Annotated in this window: 20 protein-coding genes; 15 read left to right on the top strand and 5 right to left on the bottom strand. The window is 66.6% G+C overall.

From position 1 onward, the window contains the following. Positions 1–33: 33 nt before the first annotated feature. The 13 genes from ABD050_RS05420 (at position 34) to ABD050_RS05360 (ending at position 9,076) form a co-directional block, all read left to right on the top strand. Positions 34–609: a NifU family protein gene (locus ABD050_RS05420; protein ID WP_343888208.1), complete on the top strand. Its 576-nt coding sequence runs from the start codon at positions 34–36 to the stop codon at positions 607–609. A gap of 38 nt (positions 610–647) precedes the next feature. Beyond that, positions 648–1,244, top strand: a complete 597-nt coding sequence (locus tag ABD050_RS05415; protein WP_343888207.1) for a malonic semialdehyde reductase — start codon at positions 648–650, stop codon at positions 1,242–1,244. Between the two features lie 42 nt (positions 1,245–1,286). Next, positions 1,287–1,910: a tRNA (adenosine(37)-N6)-threonylcarbamoyltransferase complex dimerization subunit type 1 TsaB gene (gene tsaB / locus ABD050_RS05410; RefSeq protein ID WP_343888206.1), complete on the top strand. Its 624-nt coding sequence runs from the start codon at positions 1,287–1,289 to the stop codon at positions 1,908–1,910. Next, the gene (locus tag ABD050_RS05405) at positions 1,907–2,383 is read left to right on the top strand and encodes a GNAT family N-acetyltransferase (protein WP_343888205.1); all 477 of its coding nucleotides are present in this window, start codon (positions 1,907–1,909) and stop codon (positions 2,381–2,383) included. The genes tsaB and ABD050_RS05405 overlap by 4 nt, the downstream gene beginning before the upstream one ends. Positions 2,384–2,492: 109 nt before the next feature. After that, the gene (locus ABD050_RS05400; RefSeq protein WP_343888204.1) at positions 2,493–2,909 is read left to right on the top strand and encodes a Ros/MucR family transcriptional regulator; all 417 of its coding nucleotides are present in this window, start codon (positions 2,493–2,495) and stop codon (positions 2,907–2,909) included. A 101-nt stretch (positions 2,910–3,010) separates the two neighbouring features. Beyond that, entirely contained in the window at positions 3,011–3,433 is a 423-nt protein-coding gene (locus ABD050_RS05395) for a Fur family transcriptional regulator (protein ID WP_343888203.1), read from the top strand. A gap of 3 nt (positions 3,434–3,436) precedes the next feature. Continuing rightward, the gene (locus ABD050_RS05390; RefSeq protein ID WP_343888202.1) at positions 3,437–4,300 is read left to right on the top strand and encodes a lysophospholipid acyltransferase family protein; all 864 of its coding nucleotides are present in this window, start codon (positions 3,437–3,439) and stop codon (positions 4,298–4,300) included. A gap of 39 nt (positions 4,301–4,339) precedes the next feature. Further along, positions 4,340–5,659 carry a tRNA (N6-isopentenyl adenosine(37)-C2)-methylthiotransferase MiaB gene (gene miaB / locus ABD050_RS05385; protein ID WP_343888201.1) on the top strand — a complete coding sequence of 440 codons (1,320 nt, stop codon included), beginning with the start codon at positions 4,340–4,342 and terminating at the stop codon, positions 5,657–5,659. Between the two features lie 267 nt (positions 5,660–5,926). Beyond that, on the top strand, positions 5,927–6,925 hold the full coding sequence (locus tag ABD050_RS05380) for a PhoH family protein (protein ID WP_343888200.1): 999 nt from the start codon (positions 5,927–5,929) through the stop codon (positions 6,923–6,925). Between the two features lie 49 nt (positions 6,926–6,974). Then, the gene (locus ABD050_RS05375) at positions 6,975–7,217 is read left to right on the top strand and encodes a type II toxin-antitoxin system VapB family antitoxin (protein WP_343888199.1); all 243 of its coding nucleotides are present in this window, start codon (positions 6,975–6,977) and stop codon (positions 7,215–7,217) included. Then, positions 7,214–7,606: a type II toxin-antitoxin system VapC family toxin gene (locus ABD050_RS05370; protein WP_343888198.1), complete on the top strand. Its 393-nt coding sequence runs from the start codon at positions 7,214–7,216 to the stop codon at positions 7,604–7,606. Before ABD050_RS05375 ends, ABD050_RS05370 begins: the two co-directional genes overlap by 4 nt. Positions 7,607–7,615: 9 nt before the next feature. Further along, entirely contained in the window at positions 7,616–8,125 is a 510-nt protein-coding gene (gene ybeY / locus ABD050_RS05365; protein WP_343888197.1) for an rRNA maturation RNase YbeY, read from the top strand. 9 nt (positions 8,126–8,134) lie between these two features. After that, positions 8,135–9,076 carry a hemolysin family protein gene (locus ABD050_RS05360; protein WP_343888196.1) on the top strand — a complete coding sequence of 314 codons (942 nt, stop codon included), beginning with the start codon at positions 8,135–8,137 and terminating at the stop codon, positions 9,074–9,076. Positions 9,077–9,124: 48 nt separating this feature from the next. Here the strand turns inward: ABD050_RS05360 and ABD050_RS05355 are convergent, their stop codons facing one another. Next, positions 9,125–10,051 carry a LysR substrate-binding domain-containing protein gene (locus ABD050_RS05355; protein WP_343888195.1) on the bottom strand — a complete coding sequence of 309 codons (927 nt, stop codon included), beginning with the start codon at positions 10,049–10,051 and terminating at the stop codon, positions 9,125–9,127. A gap of 111 nt (positions 10,052–10,162) precedes the next feature. Here ABD050_RS05355 and ABD050_RS05350 point away from each other — a divergent pair, with 111 nt between their 5' ends. Both ABD050_RS05350 and ABD050_RS05345 read left to right on the top strand, forming a co-directional pair. Then, a complete protein-coding gene (locus ABD050_RS05350) occupies positions 10,163–10,489 on the top strand; it encodes a UrcA family protein (RefSeq protein ID WP_343888194.1) in 327 nt (108 codons plus the stop codon). Positions 10,490–10,682: 193 nt separating this feature from the next. Then, positions 10,683–11,432 (top strand): isocitrate lyase/PEP mutase family protein, encoded by a 750-nt coding sequence (locus tag ABD050_RS05345; protein WP_343888193.1) that lies wholly within the window; start codon positions 10,683–10,685, stop codon positions 11,430–11,432. Between the two features lie 179 nt (positions 11,433–11,611). On the opposite strand, the gene ABD050_RS05340 is transcribed toward ABD050_RS05345, so the two are convergent. Genes ABD050_RS05340 through ABD050_RS05325 form a run of 4 tightly spaced genes read right to left on the bottom strand, consistent with a single transcriptional unit; the run spans position 11,612 to position 14,773 of the window. Then, positions 11,612–12,397 (bottom strand): SDR family oxidoreductase, encoded by a 786-nt coding sequence (locus ABD050_RS05340; RefSeq protein WP_343888192.1) that lies wholly within the window; start codon positions 12,395–12,397, stop codon positions 11,612–11,614. Further along, positions 12,394–13,236, bottom strand: coding sequence for an NAD(P)-dependent oxidoreductase (locus ABD050_RS05335; RefSeq protein WP_343888191.1), 843 nt, complete (start codon positions 13,234–13,236; stop codon positions 12,394–12,396). The genes ABD050_RS05340 and ABD050_RS05335 overlap by 4 nt, the downstream gene beginning before the upstream one ends. After that, positions 13,233–14,003 carry an SDR family NAD(P)-dependent oxidoreductase gene (locus ABD050_RS05330; protein WP_343888190.1) on the bottom strand — a complete coding sequence of 257 codons (771 nt, stop codon included), beginning with the start codon at positions 14,001–14,003 and terminating at the stop codon, positions 13,233–13,235. The genes ABD050_RS05335 and ABD050_RS05330 overlap by 4 nt, the downstream gene beginning before the upstream one ends. After that, positions 13,991–14,773, bottom strand: coding sequence for a carboxymuconolactone decarboxylase family protein (locus ABD050_RS05325; protein ID WP_343888189.1), 783 nt, complete (start codon positions 14,771–14,773; stop codon positions 13,991–13,993). The genes ABD050_RS05330 and ABD050_RS05325 overlap by 13 nt, the downstream gene beginning before the upstream one ends. Positions 14,774–14,778 lie beyond the last annotated feature (5 nt).

Raw genomic sequence — 14,778 nt, 5'->3', positions numbered from 1 at the left:
GATCCCGCCGCGCCGCAGGGCCACATGCGTGACATGCTGATCGAAACCGAAACGACGCCCAACCCCGCCACGCTCAAATTCCTGCCGGGACGGCCGGTCATGGAGGCTGGCACGCGCGACTTCGCGACGCCCGAGGAGGCCGAGGCCTCGCCGCTGGCGGAGGCGCTGTTCGCGCTGGGCGATGTGACCGGCGTGTTCTTCGGTCGCGACTTCATCTCGGTGACCGCGGCGCCGGGCGTCGAATGGGCGAGCCTGAAGCCGGATATTCTCGGCCTGCTGCTCGATCATTTCAGCGCCGCCATGCCCTTGTTCCGCCCGGGCAATGCCGGCGGCATTTCGGTTCCGGCCGACGACGCGATGTTCGCCGAAGACCCCGAAGACGCTGACATCGTCATCCAGATCAAGGAGCTGATCGAGACCAGGGTTCGCCCCGCGGTTGCGAATGACGGCGGCGATATCGTCTATCGCGGCTTCGACAAGGGCAAGGTCTATCTGCAGATGCAGGGCGCCTGTTCGGGTTGCCCGTCCTCGGCGGCGACGCTCAAGAACGGCATCGAGCAATTGCTCAAATATTACGTGCCCGAAGTCACCGAGGTCCGCGCGGTCTGAAGGCCGCGATCACCGTCAATCGTCAAAGGGGTCCTGCAATGACCGAGAAGCTGTCCGATGCGGCGCTCGATACGATCTTCCGTGCCGCGCGCACCTATAATGGCTATACCGACGAACCGGTCAGCGAAGCCGAATTGCGGGCGATCTGGGACCTGATGAAATGGGGGCCGACCTCGGCCAACCAGCTCCCCGCCCGGCTGATCTGGTGCGTGAGCGACGCGGCCAAGCAGAAGCTCGCCGCCTGCGCCAGCGCGCAGAACGCGCCCAAGATCCTGGCGGCGCCGGTGACGGTGATCATCGGCATGGACACCAATTTCCACGAGCATCTGCCCGAATTCTTTCCGCACAATCAGACGGCGAAAAGCTGGTTCGAGGGCGATACCGAGTTGCGCGAAGTCTCGGCGATGCGCAACTCGACGCTGCAGGGCGCCTATTTCATCATCGCGGCGCGGGCGCTCGGCCTCGATACCGGGCCGATGTCGGGCTTCGACAACGGGTTGGTCGATGCCGCCTTCTTCGCCGAAATGCCGGCGGTGCGATCGAACTTCATCTCGACGCTCGGCCATGGCGACCCGAGCACGATCTTCGAACGGTCGCCACGACCCGCCTTCGAGAAGTTCAACAGGATTGCCTGAACGGCCCTTCGCGCAGCGATCGTCCTTGTGTAGCGGGGGCTGATGCGCACCCTCGTCATCGAAACCTCGACCGCCGCCTGCTCGGTGGCGCTGATCGAGCATGGCGCGGTGATCGCCGCCGCGCACGAGGTCGTCGGACGCGGCCATGCCGAACGGCTGGTGCCGATGATCGCCGAATTGCCCGACGGCGGACGGGCCGCGGCCATCCTGGTCGATTGCGGCCCGGGCAGCTTCACCGGCATCCGCGTCGGCATCGCCGCCGCGCGCGGGCTCGCGCTGGGCTGGGGCGCGGAGGCGCATGGCTATTCGTCGCTAGCGCTGGTCGCCGCGGCCGGCTTTGCGGAAAATCCCGACTGGACGACCCTTGCCGTCGTGCTTGAAGGCGGGCATGGCGAGGTCTTCATGCAGCTTTTCGATGCTCCGCTCCTGTCCATTGGCGCGCTCGCCTCGCTCAAGCCCGAGGCCGCTTCCGCCGTTCTTGGCGGGCGGCCGGCGATCGGCAACGGCGTCCGCTTCCTCCGCCCGATCGAGACGGACGCGACGCTCGTCGATGCCCTGCCCCGTGCCGCCGACGCGATCCTGCTGCCGCCGGCGCTGACGGCGCTGCCGCCGCGTCCGATTTACGGGCGCGCGCCCGACGCCAAGCCGCTTGCGGCGCTGACATGAGCACGGTGCTGCATATGATCGAACTGCGTTCGGGAAGTGTCGCTGACCTTGGCTTGATCGATTCGATCATGGCGGCAGCGTTCGATCCCCGTTTCGGCGAGGCATGGACTCACAACCAGTGCCTCGGCATCATGGCGCTGCCAGGCGTCTGGCTGACGATCGCGACGCTCGATGGCGCGCCCGCCGGCTTCGCCCTGTCGCGCCTGGCGGCAGACGAGGCCGAGTTGCTTTTGCTCGCGACTGTCCCGGCGATGCGACGCTGTGGGGTTGCTGCTGCGTTACTGCGGTCGGTCGTCGCGGATTCCGTTACGGCGGGCGCCCACAAGCTTCATCTCGAAGTCCGCGAAGGCAATGAAGCGATCAGGCTTTATCAAGGTACAGGCTTCGTTAAGGTTGGCGAGAGACGCGATTACTATCGTGGCACGTCCGGTCAGGCATTCCACGCCTTCACCTATAGCCGCGATCTACGCTAAAAAAGCTTTTCTGCCGCATTTGTTACTTGCACGCCGCGGACCAAAGGACGATAGGGCCCAGCACGGGTTGCTAGGAAAAGCAATCGTAGATTGGGTCGAAAGGAATATAATGGATACGCAAAACGAGCTGCAGGAAACGCTGATCACGCTGACCGCCGATATTGTCGCCGCACATGTCAGCAACAACAGTGTCGCGGTTTCTGATTTGCCGGTGCTGATCTCGAACGTGCACGGCGCGCTCAGCGGCCTTGGCGGTGCTCCGGTAGTGCCCGAAGTCAAGCAGGAGCCAGCCGTTTCGATCCGCTCGTCGATCAAGCCGGACTTCATCGTTTGCCTCGAAGACGGCAAGAAACTCAAGATGTTGAAGCGCCACCTGATGACTCACTATCAGATGACGCCCGAGCAGTACCGCGCCAAGTGGAACTTGCCTGCCGACTATCCCATGGTCGCGCCGAACTATGCCGAGCAGCGCCGCACGCTCGCCAAGAAGATCGGCCTGGGCACCAAGCGCCGCAAGACCAGGTAACGGCCTGAAATCCTCCCCCGGTTGCGGGGGAGGATTTTCTCCGCGCTTATTGCGAGTCGGTCGCTCTTTATCGATGCGCGCAAAGCCACTACATCGGCGCCATGGCGCGCAAGATCGATCTCGAAGCCCTCTGCAATGAAAGAGGCCTCCGCATCACGGAGCAGCGCCGGGTAATCGCCCGCGTCCTTTCCGATGCCGAAGACCATCCGGATGTCGAAAAGGTCTATGAGCGGGCATCCGCGATCGACCCAGGCATTTCGATCGCGACGGTATACCGGACAGTCAGGCTGTTCGAGGAAGCCGGCATCCTCGATCGCCACGATTTCGGCGATGGCCGCTCGCGCTACGAGCCGGCACCCGAATCGCATCACGACCATCTGATCGACGTCGAGACCGGCAAGGTGATCGAATTCGTCGACCCCGAGCTCGAGCAATTGCAGAAGGCGATCGCCGAACGGCTCGGCTTCCGTCTCGTCGACCATCGCATGGAGCTGTACGGCGTCGTCCTCGACCGCAAGGTGTAGGCTTTGACGGCAGCCGCACAGGCGCGGGCTGACGCCGCAGCGGGGAAGGGAGTGCCGGTCGACGCACTCGGCTGGACGCGGATTGCCCTGCGCGCGTCGGGGCTGGTGCTGGCACTGCTGCTCACCGTGCCGCTCCACTATCTCTGGCGGCTGTTGCGGATCGGTTCGCCCTGGCCGAAGATCTTTCTCGGCTGGGCGGCGCGGCTCTCAGGCGCGCGGGTCGAGCGGGTCGGGGTGCCGCTGAAACGCGATGTCTTCTATATCTCCAACCATCTCAGCTGGATCGATATCCTCGCGATCGCCGGGCAGAGCGGGACCGCCTTCGTGGCCAAGGAGGAGATCCGCCAGGCGCCGGTGGTCGGCTGGCTCTCGACGCTCAACCGCACCGTCTATGTGAAGCGCGAGAACCGGCTCGGCGTGGCCGAGCAGATCAACCAGCTGCGCGACGCGCTCGAGGACAATTGGTCGGTCACCGTGTTTCCGGAAGGGACGACGACCGACGGCCAGTCGCTGCTGCCGTTCAAGACGCCGATGCTGCGCGTGCTCGAACCGCCGCCGCCGGGCGTGATGGTCCAGCCGGTGCTGCTCGATTATGGCGCGGTGGCCGAGGAGATCGGCTGGATCGGCGTCGAGAGCGGGATCGACAATGCCAAGCGGATTCTGTCGCGGCCCGGCTCTTTCCGGATGCGGGTCGAGTTCCTCGAGCCGTTCCTTCCGCAGGATTTCCCCGGGCGCAAGGCGATTGCTGCCGAGAGCCGGCGGCGGATCGAGGAGGCGCTGGTCGCGCGGCTTGGCAGGCCGCTCAGGCCGTTCGCTTATGCGGTCGAGGCGGTTCGCTATGAGGCGCCGGAGCAGCCCGCGGCCTGACGGTTTGTGCCCGTCCGCCGCCGCGACTATAGGCGCGGCATGAAACCCGCCCCCAAGACCTTTCACGTCAAGTCGTTCGGCTGCCAGATGAACATGTATGACGGCGACCGGATGAGCGAGCTCATGTCCGCCGAGGGCATGACGCCGGCCGAGGCGGCCGAGGCCGATCTGGTCGTGCTCAATACCTGCCATATCCGCGAGCGGGCGACCGAGAAGGTCTATTCGGACATCGGGCGCCTGAGGAAGAACGGCCGCGCGCCGATGATCGCGGTAGCCGGCTGCGTCGCGCAGGCCGAGGGCGCGGAGATCGTGCGGCGAGCGAAGGTGGATGTCGTGGTCGGCCCGCAGGCCTATCACAACCTGCCCGAGCTGGTCGCGAAGGCGGCGCGGGGCGAGGCGGCGCTCGACACCGACATGCCGGTCGAGACGAAATTCGGACGGCTGCCCGCCCGCCGCCGCGTGCCGCCGTCCGCTTTCCTGACGGTGCAGGAGGGGTGCGACAAATTCTGCACCTATTGCGTGGTGCCCTATACGCGCGGCGCCGAGGTTTCGCGGCCCTGGGGCGCGATCGTCGACGAGGCGAAGGCGCTGGTCGATGCCGGGGCGAAGGAAATCACTTTGCTCGGGCAGAACGTCAATGCCTGGGAGGGCGAGGACGCGAGCGGCAATGTCCAGGGGCTCGACGGGCTGATCCGGGCGCTCGACCGGATCGAAGGGCTGAAGCGAATCCGCTATACGACCAGCCACCCCAACGACATGCGCGAGGGGCTGATCGTCGCGCATGCCGAGGTGGAGAAGCTGATGCCGTTCCTGCATCTGCCGGTGCAATCGGGCAGCGACCGCATCCTCAAGGCAATGAACCGCAGCCATAGCCGCGATTCCTATCTGCGCATCCTCGACCGGGTCCGCGCGGCGCGGCCCGACATGGCGCTGTCGGGCGACTTCATCGTCGGCTTTCCCGGCGAGACCGAGGCCGACTTCGCCGACACGCTGAGCCTGGTCGACGCGGTCGGCTATGCCCAGGCGTTCAGTTTCAAATACAGCCCGCGGCCGGGAACGCCTGCCGCCGACATGGCCGAGCAGATCGCACCCGAGGTGATGGACGAGCGGCTGCAGCGGCTCCAGGCGGCGATCAACCGCGACCAGGAGGCGTTCAACCTTGCGAGCGTCGGGCGGCGGTGCGGGGTGCTGCTCGAGCGCAAGGGCAAGCTGCCGGGGCAGCTGATCGGCAAGTCGCCCTGGCTCCAATCGGTGCATCTGGTGGCGGATGCGGCGATCGGGGACATGATCGAGGTGGAGATCGCGGCGGCGTGGCCGAATTCGGTGTCGGGGGTGGAGCTGGTGCACGAGGCGGCGTGATGGCATCGTCACCCCGGACTTGTTCCGGGGTCCGCCGTGCCGCATGTCTCGTCGCGAGAGGCTTGGGGCACCGTGGATGCCGGAACAAGTCCGGCATGACGGAAAGATGGGTGGGGTGGCTTTTCCCTCTGTCCTCTGCGCCTCCGACCTGCCATCCTGCGCACGGATGCAGCAGACTCGCCCCTCCGCCGGAACACCGCTTCTTGCGGGCCGTTCGGGTGAATTGCTCTCCCTCCATGACATCTCCCTCCTGCCCGAAGGAACCGCATGAGCCGCAAGCCTGTCCAAGCCCAGTCCGGTGATCGCAGCCGTGCCGAGGTCGTGTTCGACAAGCCCCAGCTCATGCCGCAGCTCTTCGGGGAGTTCGACCAGAACCTCCTGCTGCTCGAAAACCGGCTCGGCGTGTACATCACTGCGCGGGGCAACCGCGTCGGCCTCGAGGGCAATGCCGAATCGGTCGCGGCGGCGCGCGACGTGCTGCAGGGCCTGTACAACCGGATCGTCCGCGGCGAGCGGGTCGATCCCGGGCTGGTCGAGGCAGTGATCACCATGTCGTCCGAGCCGACGCTCGACGGCATCATCCGCGCCGATATCGCCGGCACGCCGCAGATCATGATCCGCACGCGCAAGAAGACGATCGTGCCGCGCACCCTCGCACAGCAGCATTATATGCGCGAGCTGCTGGGCAACGACATCATCTTCGCGCTTGGGCCGGCGGGCACCGGCAAGACCTATATCGCGGTCGCGCAAGCCGTGGCGCAGCTGATCACCGGCAGCGTGCAGCGGCTGATCCTGTCGCGGCCCGCGGTCGAGGCGGGGGAGAAGCTCGGATTCCTGCCCGGCGACATGAAGGACAAGGTCGATCCCTATCTGCGGCCGCTCTATGATGCGCTGAACGATTGCCTGCCGGCGGAGCAGGTCGAGAGGCGGATCCTGTCGGGCGAGATCGAGGTCGCGCCGATCGCCTTCATGCGCGGGCGGACGCTGGCGGATGCCTTCATCATCCTCGACGAGGCGCAGAACACCACCCCGGCGCAGATGAAGATGTTCCTGACGCGCTTCGGCGAGAACAGCCGGATGGTGGTGTGCGGCGACCCCAAACAGACCGACCTTCCCGGCGGGATGGCGTCCTCCGGGCTTAACGACGCGGTCGGGCGGCTCGAGGGGATCGAGGGGATGTCAATCGTGCGCTTCGGCGCAGGGGATGTCGTGCGGCACCCGATCGTCGGGCGGATCGTCGAGGCTTATGAGGGGAAGGATGGTTGAGATGGGTGGGATATCCAGATATAGATAGAGGATATCCCCGGAGGAGAACATGGCTTCGCTATTCATCAAGGATCCCGCCACTGCTGACCTAGTCGATCGTCTGGCCAAGCGGAGAGGCATAACGAAGACGGAGGCCGTACGGCTGGCAGTCCAGGCCGATCTGGAGCGACTTGGCACGGAGCCGCCGGTACCGGAGTGGCTCGCTGACTTCTGGCGGCGATATCCGATTCCCGAACCGACCGGGCTGAAAGCGGACAAAGCATTTTTCGACGAGCTGTCGGGCGACCTGTGACGCTTTTCATCGACGCATCCGCGATCATCGCCATCCTTGCCGGTGAGGACGGGTGGCGAACGATCGAACGCGAACTGACGACCCATGTCGTCATCTGGTCTGCAATGTCCGCGTGGGAGGCCAATGCAGGCATGTGTCGATCCTATCGCTTGCAGCCGCAGGAGGCTCGCGAAAGGATCGAAGCGCTTTCTCGTGAAATGGGCTTTCGCCTCGTTTCCATCGGAGAACGGGAAGCGGAACTCGCTCTCGATGCCTATGCCCGGTACGGCAAGAACCGCCACTCCGCCGCCCTCAACATGGGCGATTGCTTCGCCTATGCCTGCGCCAAGGCGAACGACGCCCGCCTGCTCTACAAGGGCAATGACTTCGCCCAGACTGACCTCGCCTGAAAGGCTCCGATGCTCGAAACTGCCCTCTCGATCGAATCCCCCTGGCCGGCCGGCGACTGGGAGGCGCTTGCCCTTCGTGCCGCGACTGCGGCGATGGAGCGGACGCCGCAGGGCGAGATGCTCGCTTATCCGGCGACCTTCGAGATATCGGTCCGCCTCGCGACCGACGAGGAAGTCCGGACGCTCAACAAGCAATATCGGCACAAGGACAAGCCGACCAATGTGCTGAGCTTCCCAATGGTCCAGGCCGATCTGCTCGATACGATCGACCAGAATTCGGACGATGGCGAAGTGCTGCTCGGCGATATCGTGCTTGCTTACGGGGTCTGCGCGGCGGAGGCGGCCGAACGCAACATATCGCTGGAAGACCATGCAACACATTTGATCGTGCATGGCACGCTGCACCTGCTAGGATATGATCATCTGGAGGAACGCGAGGCGGAGGCGATGGAGGCGATCGAGATCGATGCGCTTGCCTCGCTCGGGCTTGCGGACCCCTATCTGATTCAAGAGGACTGAACGACCGCCATGGCCGACGGCCCCAGTACCACCGGCAGCGGCCCCACCAATGCCGGGGCCGACACCCACGACGGCAATCGGCACGAAGGTAGCATCTGGCGCTCCTTCCGTTCCTTCATCTTCGGCGACCCGGGCGACGATTCGCTCCGGGCCCAGCTCGAAGAGGTGATCGACGCGCATGAAGACGAGCCCGGCCCGGACAATGCCGGGGACCTTTCCCCGCTGGAACGCCAGATGGTCCGCAACCTGCTCCATTTCGGGGAGCGCGATGCGGGCGATGTCGGCGTGCCGCGCGCCGACATCGTCGCGGTGGAGGAGCGGACCAGCTTCGCCGATCTCGTCACCCTGTTCGCCGAGGCCGGGCACAGTCGCCTCCCCGTTTATCGGGAGAAGCTCGATACGATCATCGGCATGGTCCATATCAAGGACGTGTTCGCCATCCTCGCGACCGGGGCGCCGCACCCCGAGAGCCTGACCGGGCTGATCCGCGAGCCGCTCTATGTGCCGATGTCGCGCGGCGCGCTCGACCTGCTTGCCGACATGCGGCAGAAAAGGGTGCATCTCGCGATCGTGCTCGACGAGTATTTCGGCACCGAGGGGCTCGTCACCATCGAGGACCTGATCGAGGAGATCGTCGGCGATATCGAGGACGAGCATGACGACGCGCCCGAGGCGTTGCTCGTGCCGCTCGACGGCGGCGCCTGGGAAGCCGATGCGCGCGCCGAGCTGGAGGATGTCGGCACGGAGATCGACCCGCGGCTGGCCGAGGTTGACGGCGATATCGACACGCTGGGCGGCCTGGCCGCGGTGCTGGCGGGCCATGTGCCGCAAAAGGGCGAGTGCATCGTCCATGACAGCGGCTGGACGCTTGAGATCATCGAGGCCGATCCGCGCCGTGTGGAACGGCTGCGGCTGCATCCGCCGCGCAAGCGGGCGGTGGACGAGAGCTGAGCCGGGTGGTGAAATCCGGATTCAGGCAAACCGTCGCCGTCGCGGGAATTACGCCGCGGGCATCGGCGCCAGGATGCCGTACGGATCGTCCCCGGCCGCGCGCCTGACCTGGTCGAGCAGCCAGTCGCGGAAGGCACGGATCTTCGGCAGGTTGCGCTTGTGCTCCGGATACACCAGCCAGAAGGCATTGCGGTAGGTCGCCACGTGCGGAAAGGGTTGCACCAGAAGGCCCGCATCGATCGCCGGCTGGAACATGGGTGGGCTGAGAATTGCAATGCCATGGCCAGCGATCGCCGCATGCCCGTCAAGCACCTGCGATTCAAAGCGGATGCCGCTGCGCGGGGCCGTCTCCTGCCCCTCGACCGCCAGGGAATCGAACCAGAGATCCCACCAGTCATCCTCCGGTGAAAGGCGGACGGCGGCGTGGAGGTCGGCAGGCGTTTCAAGCGGGTGGGTCGCAAGGAAGGCGGGGTTTGCCAGCGGCGTCACCGGCATGCGCATGAGGAAATGCGACACCAGGCCCGGCACCGGGCCCGCCATGCCGCGAATAGCGACATCGAATTCGCTCGAGGCGAGATCCACCATCTGATCAGTCACATCGAGACGCACGGCAAGGTCGGGGCGGATGATATGGAAATCGCCCAGCCTGCCAGCAAGCCAGTTGGTCGCGAAGGTGCGCGGCGCCGTGATGGCGAGAACCGAGGCATTCTCGGCGCGCGCGATGGCGAAGGCCTCGCCAAGCGCAGCGAACGCCTCGGTGACCCGGGGCGCGATGCGGCGGCCGAGATCGGTCAGGACCATGCCGCGCCCCTTCCGGACGAATAACGGGGCCCCCAGACGCTCCTCGAGGAGCTTCATCTGATAGCTCACCCCGGCCTGGGTCATCGCCAGTTCCTCGGCCGCGCGGCTGAAATTCTCGTGGCGCGCGGCAGCCTCGAAAGCGCGAACGGCCGACAGAGGCGGGATGGGGAGCATGACCAAACTATAAGTACAACTTGCAGGTTACGTCCATCGCTTTGTTGGTGTCCGCCGCAGCAGCGAGTCAAAGAGGCGCTGTCGATCCCGACGAACGAAGGAACTTTCGCCATGTTGAAACTGATGATCGCAGCGGCTCTTATGGCCGCGCTTGCCCCGAATGCCGCGCTCGCCCAGGACAGCGGCACGGGCGACATCCACGTCTCCTATCGCGACCTCGACCTGCGCAACCCGGCCGGCGTGAAGCGGCTCGACCGGCGTATCAACTGGGCAATCGGGGTCGTGTGCCACGATGAGGCCGACACCGACCTGGCGCGCAAGCGCGAGGTCACGCGGTGCCGGGCAGCAAAGCAGGCCGACGTCGCCGCCCAGCGCGCCAGAATCCTGCACTACGCGGGCGGCTATGCCGAACTGGCGGCGACACGCACTGCTCGATAATGCCATGGGGACGCGCGACCCTGCGAAAGGGCTTGCCGCCCGACGCGGGTCGCGCCCCAATGTGCAAGCGGGGCTGATATATAACGACGATCGCGGCGCCGGTCTTGAAAGGCCCGTGCACAGGCGGGCCAGTTCAAATCGGACGCTGCATGGTTTAGCCATCCGCAAGGCCCGACCCCGACAGGAGGAACCCATGCCCACGACAGCAGAAAAGCGCGCCACCTTTCGCGCGCTCCACAGGCAAGGGTTCTTCATCCTTCCCAACGCCTGGGATGGCGGCAGCACGCGCCGCCTGACGGCGCTCGGATTCAAGGCGATCGCCTCGACCAGCGCCGGGGCGGCATGGGCAGCAGGCAGGAATGACGGCGAGCTCAGCCGCGACGAGGTGCTGGAGCATCTTCGCCTGCTCGTGGCGGCGACCGATTTGCCGATCAACGCGGATTTCGAGAACGGCTTCGCCGACGCGCCCGAGGATGTCGCCGTCAATGTCGGGATGGCGATCGATACCGGGGTCTCGGGCATTTCGATCGAGGACTGGTCCGGCACTGCGATGTACGACACCAGCCTTGCGGTCGAGCGCCTGGCAGCTGCCCGTGCCGCGATCGACGCGATCGATCCCGATGTCATGCTGATCGGCCGCAACGAGAATTTCCGCATCCCCGACATGCCCGTTGCGGAAAGCATCAAGCGGGCAATTGCCTATGCCGACGCAGGCGCCGACTGCCTGTTCGTACCCTTCCTTCTCGATCGCGGCGCCATCGCCGAGCTCGTTGCCGCGGTGGCGCCCAAGCCAGTCAACGTGGTCGTGCATCGCTATGATGACAGCATCGCCGGCTATGCGGAGCTCGGCGTTCGGCGCTGCAGCCTTGGGGGGAGTCTTGCGAAAATCGTCTGGGACGCCTTTGATGTGGCGGCGCGGACGGTGAAGGCGTGCGAGCCCTGAGGCGGCGGGCGGCCGAACGGAATCTAGTCATGGTGGCGGGTGCGACTGCCGCTTTATTCACTCCAGATTGGCAGTCTCGTGAAACGCCATCCTGATCCCGGGGGGGTTGCGGATACCGGCCCTCGATATGGTTCGGCACCTCGGTCCCCACTCAGCGGTTCCGATTTTGCAGGATAGCCCTAAGGCCGCATCACCCAGCCGCCATCAATATGGATCACCTGCCCAGTAATCCACGCCCCGGCTTCCGAGCACAGCAGCAGCAGCGCGCCGACCAGTTCGTCCGGCTCGCCGCGCGGGCGCGAGGCGACCGTCATGTTCAGGAACTGCAGGAAGGGCGAATCGTCGGGCACCAGCTGCTTGCCGGCATCCGAGGTGACATTGCCCGGTGCGATGGCGTTGGCGGTGATCCCTTCCTTGCCGAGCTGCTTGGCGAGCGTGGTGGTGAGGCCGACCAGGGCAAGCTTGCCGATGCCGTAGACGCCGATCGCCGGGAAGGCGCCGCCCGAGCTCTGGTTGACGATCCGCCCGCCGCCGCGCGCGTGCATCGCCGGGATCGCCGCCTGGCAGCAGATCAGCGCGCCGGTGAGGTTGACGTTCAGCGTGCGGTTCCATTCGTCGAGCGGCACGTCGGCGAGCTGGCGGTGGCCGAGCTCGGCCATCAGCGCCGCATTGTTGACGAGGATATCGACGCCGCCGAACGCCGCGACGGCAGCGGCGACCATCGCCTGGGCCGAGGCAGGCTCCGTGATGTCGACCCGGACGGCGATCGCCTTGCCGCCGCTGGCGGTGATCTCGGCGGCGACGCCGCGTGCGCCCTCCTCATTGATGTCGGCGACGACGACCGCGGCACCGGCGCCCGCCAGCCCGAGCGCATAGGCCCGGCCGATCGAGTTGCCGCGCCCGCCGGCGCCGGTGACGATCGCCACCTTGCCCACGAGGCTGAACTGCTTGACCGAAAATGTCATTCTGATGCTCCCGAGAGATTCCGGCCGGTGGCGCCGTCAAGAAAGGCGGAGGCTGCCTCGGCCAAAGTTTCAGCGCCGGCATTGCCGGGCAGCGCTGCGCCCAGCAGCTTGACGTCCTTGACCAGCAGGCTCGCGCCGTGGACGAAGGCGGCCGGGCCAGGCAAGCGGGCATAGACCTCGAGGCCGAAGCTGCGGCCGCTGCTCTGCTTGATCAGCGCGGCGAGCGCGGTGCGGTCGACGCCGAGCGCTTCGCCCGCGGCGAGGGCGGCGTGGGCGAGGCCCATATTCGCGGCCATCAGCGCGTTGTTGACGATCTTCGCGCGCTGGCCCGAGCCGGCCGGGCCGAGATGGACGATGGCGCCGCTAAAGCTTTCGAACAGCGGGCGGGCGCGGGCGAAGGCCTCGGACGTGCCGCCGCACATCAATGTCAGCGTGCCGGCGGCGGCTGCCGGGCCGCCGCCGCTGACCGGCGCGTCGAGAAAGTCGATGCCCGCGCCTGCGCAGCGCTCGGCGAGGCGCTCGCAGCTTTCGGGGAGGATGGTCGAATGGATGACGAGCAGGCTGCCGGGGCGCATCGCCGGGAGCAGCTGATCGACGATCGCGGCGACGCCTTCGTCATCGACCACGCAGAGGCAGGCGATATCGACGCGCGCGCCGAGCGCGGCGATGGTGTCGGCCGCGGCCGCGCCGGCGGCGACGAACGGGTCGAGCGCCTCAGCGCGGCGGGCCCAGACGCTCAGGGGATAGCCGGCGGCGGCGATGCGATCGGCCATCGGGCCGCCCTGGCTGCCGAGGCCGATAAAGCCGATCGCCGGCTTCGGGGTGTCGGGTGCGCTCATCCCGCGGTGATGCCGGCGTCGATCGAGATGCAGGCGCCGTGATAGCCACGGCCCGATTCCGAGGCGAGATAGGCGACCATGTCTGCGACGTCGTCGACCTCGACCAGGCCGCGCATCGGCGAATAGCGCTTGAGCAGATCGATGTCGCAGCCCTCGGGCGGGCGGAAATTGACGGCGATGTTGGTCATCATGCCGCCCGGCGCGACCGCGTTGATGCGGATCGGCTTGCGGATATATTCCATCGCCATCGCCTTGGTGAGGTTCACCAGGCCGGCCTTGGTGGCGCAATAGGCGGCGGCATAGGCCTCGCCGATAAAGGCAGCCGAGGAGGCGACGTTGACGATCGCGCCGTTCGCTTCGAGCAGATGCGGGATGGCCGCCTGGGACAGAAAGAAGGGGGCCGAGAGGTTGACCGCCATCGTCCTGTGCCATTGCTCGGCGGGCATGTCGGGGGTGTTGGCGAGGTAGATGACGCCGGCGATGTTGCAGAGCGCGTCGAGCCGGCCGAACTGCGCCGCCGCTTGCTCGACCACCGCCTTGCAGGCGGCCGGGTCGGCGAGGTCGGCGGGGAGGAGGAGGGTTTTCGCGCCCTGCGCCCCGAGCAGGTGCCCGGTTTCGGCGAGGGCATCGGGGTTGACGTCGACGATCGCGACGCTTGCGCCGGCGGCGGCGAGCCTGAGGGCGGTTGCGCGGCCGAGGCCCGAGGCGGCGCCGGTGACCAGGGCTGCCTTGCCGTTCATGTCGATATCCATCGTCACCCGTTCCATGGCAGCCCGGCGGCCACCTTCCTGATCATCTCGAAGACGACGCCCTGAATGACCGAGGCCTTTGGCCAGCCGGCATGGACGCCATATTGAAGGACGAATTCCTGCATCTCGTCGGGCGCGCAATTGCCGCTCGCCATCGCTGCGTGGATGTGGCTGCGGATCGGCGTTTCGGCGGCGGATTCGCAGACGCCGACCAGCGTGATCCAGCGGCGCGCGCGCTGGTCGAGCGCAGGGCGGCACCACATTTCGCCGAAGACGAAGTTGCGGATCGCCTCGAGATACGGCGTGGCGGGCGGGCCGCCGGGGAAGGTCATCACGGTCGCGAATTCCTGCGCGCCTTCCTCGCTGCGGACTGCCGGATCCCAGGGCGCGGCGCGGATCGGGGCTGCCTCGGCGGGGGGAAGGCCGAGCTCGGCGGCGACCTGGGTGACGGTGGCGTCGAGCAGGCCGCCCCTGCCCCAGCCGCCATAGACGGCAAGGTGAAGCGCCGCCTCGCGCAGCTCGGCGAGGGTGAGCGCGCCGCTGGCGAGGGCGCCGCGGACATAGGCCTCGAGCTGGGCCGGGGGGCCATGGGTGGCCGCTGCGCCTGACAGCGCGATCAGGAAGCGGGCGCGGCGATCGAGGCCGGGGCGAGCCCAGATTTCGGCGAAGATAAAGTCGCGCCAGCTTTCCTCGAAGGGGGTTGCCGGCGGCTGGAGGGTGCGGCCGGTGACGGCCATCGCGGTTTCGACGCCGCGGGCGGCGCGGTCGGCCGGATCGAGCAAGGTCATGTGGG

The sequence above is a fragment of the Sphingomonas oligophenolica genome (assembly GCF_039522915.1).
In the GTDB taxonomy this organism is placed as follows: domain Bacteria; phylum Pseudomonadota; class Alphaproteobacteria; order Sphingomonadales; family Sphingomonadaceae; genus Sphingomonas; species Sphingomonas oligophenolica.
The sequence above is the reverse complement of the archived record's forward strand: the minus strand, read 5'-3'. Positions and strand labels throughout refer to the sequence as shown.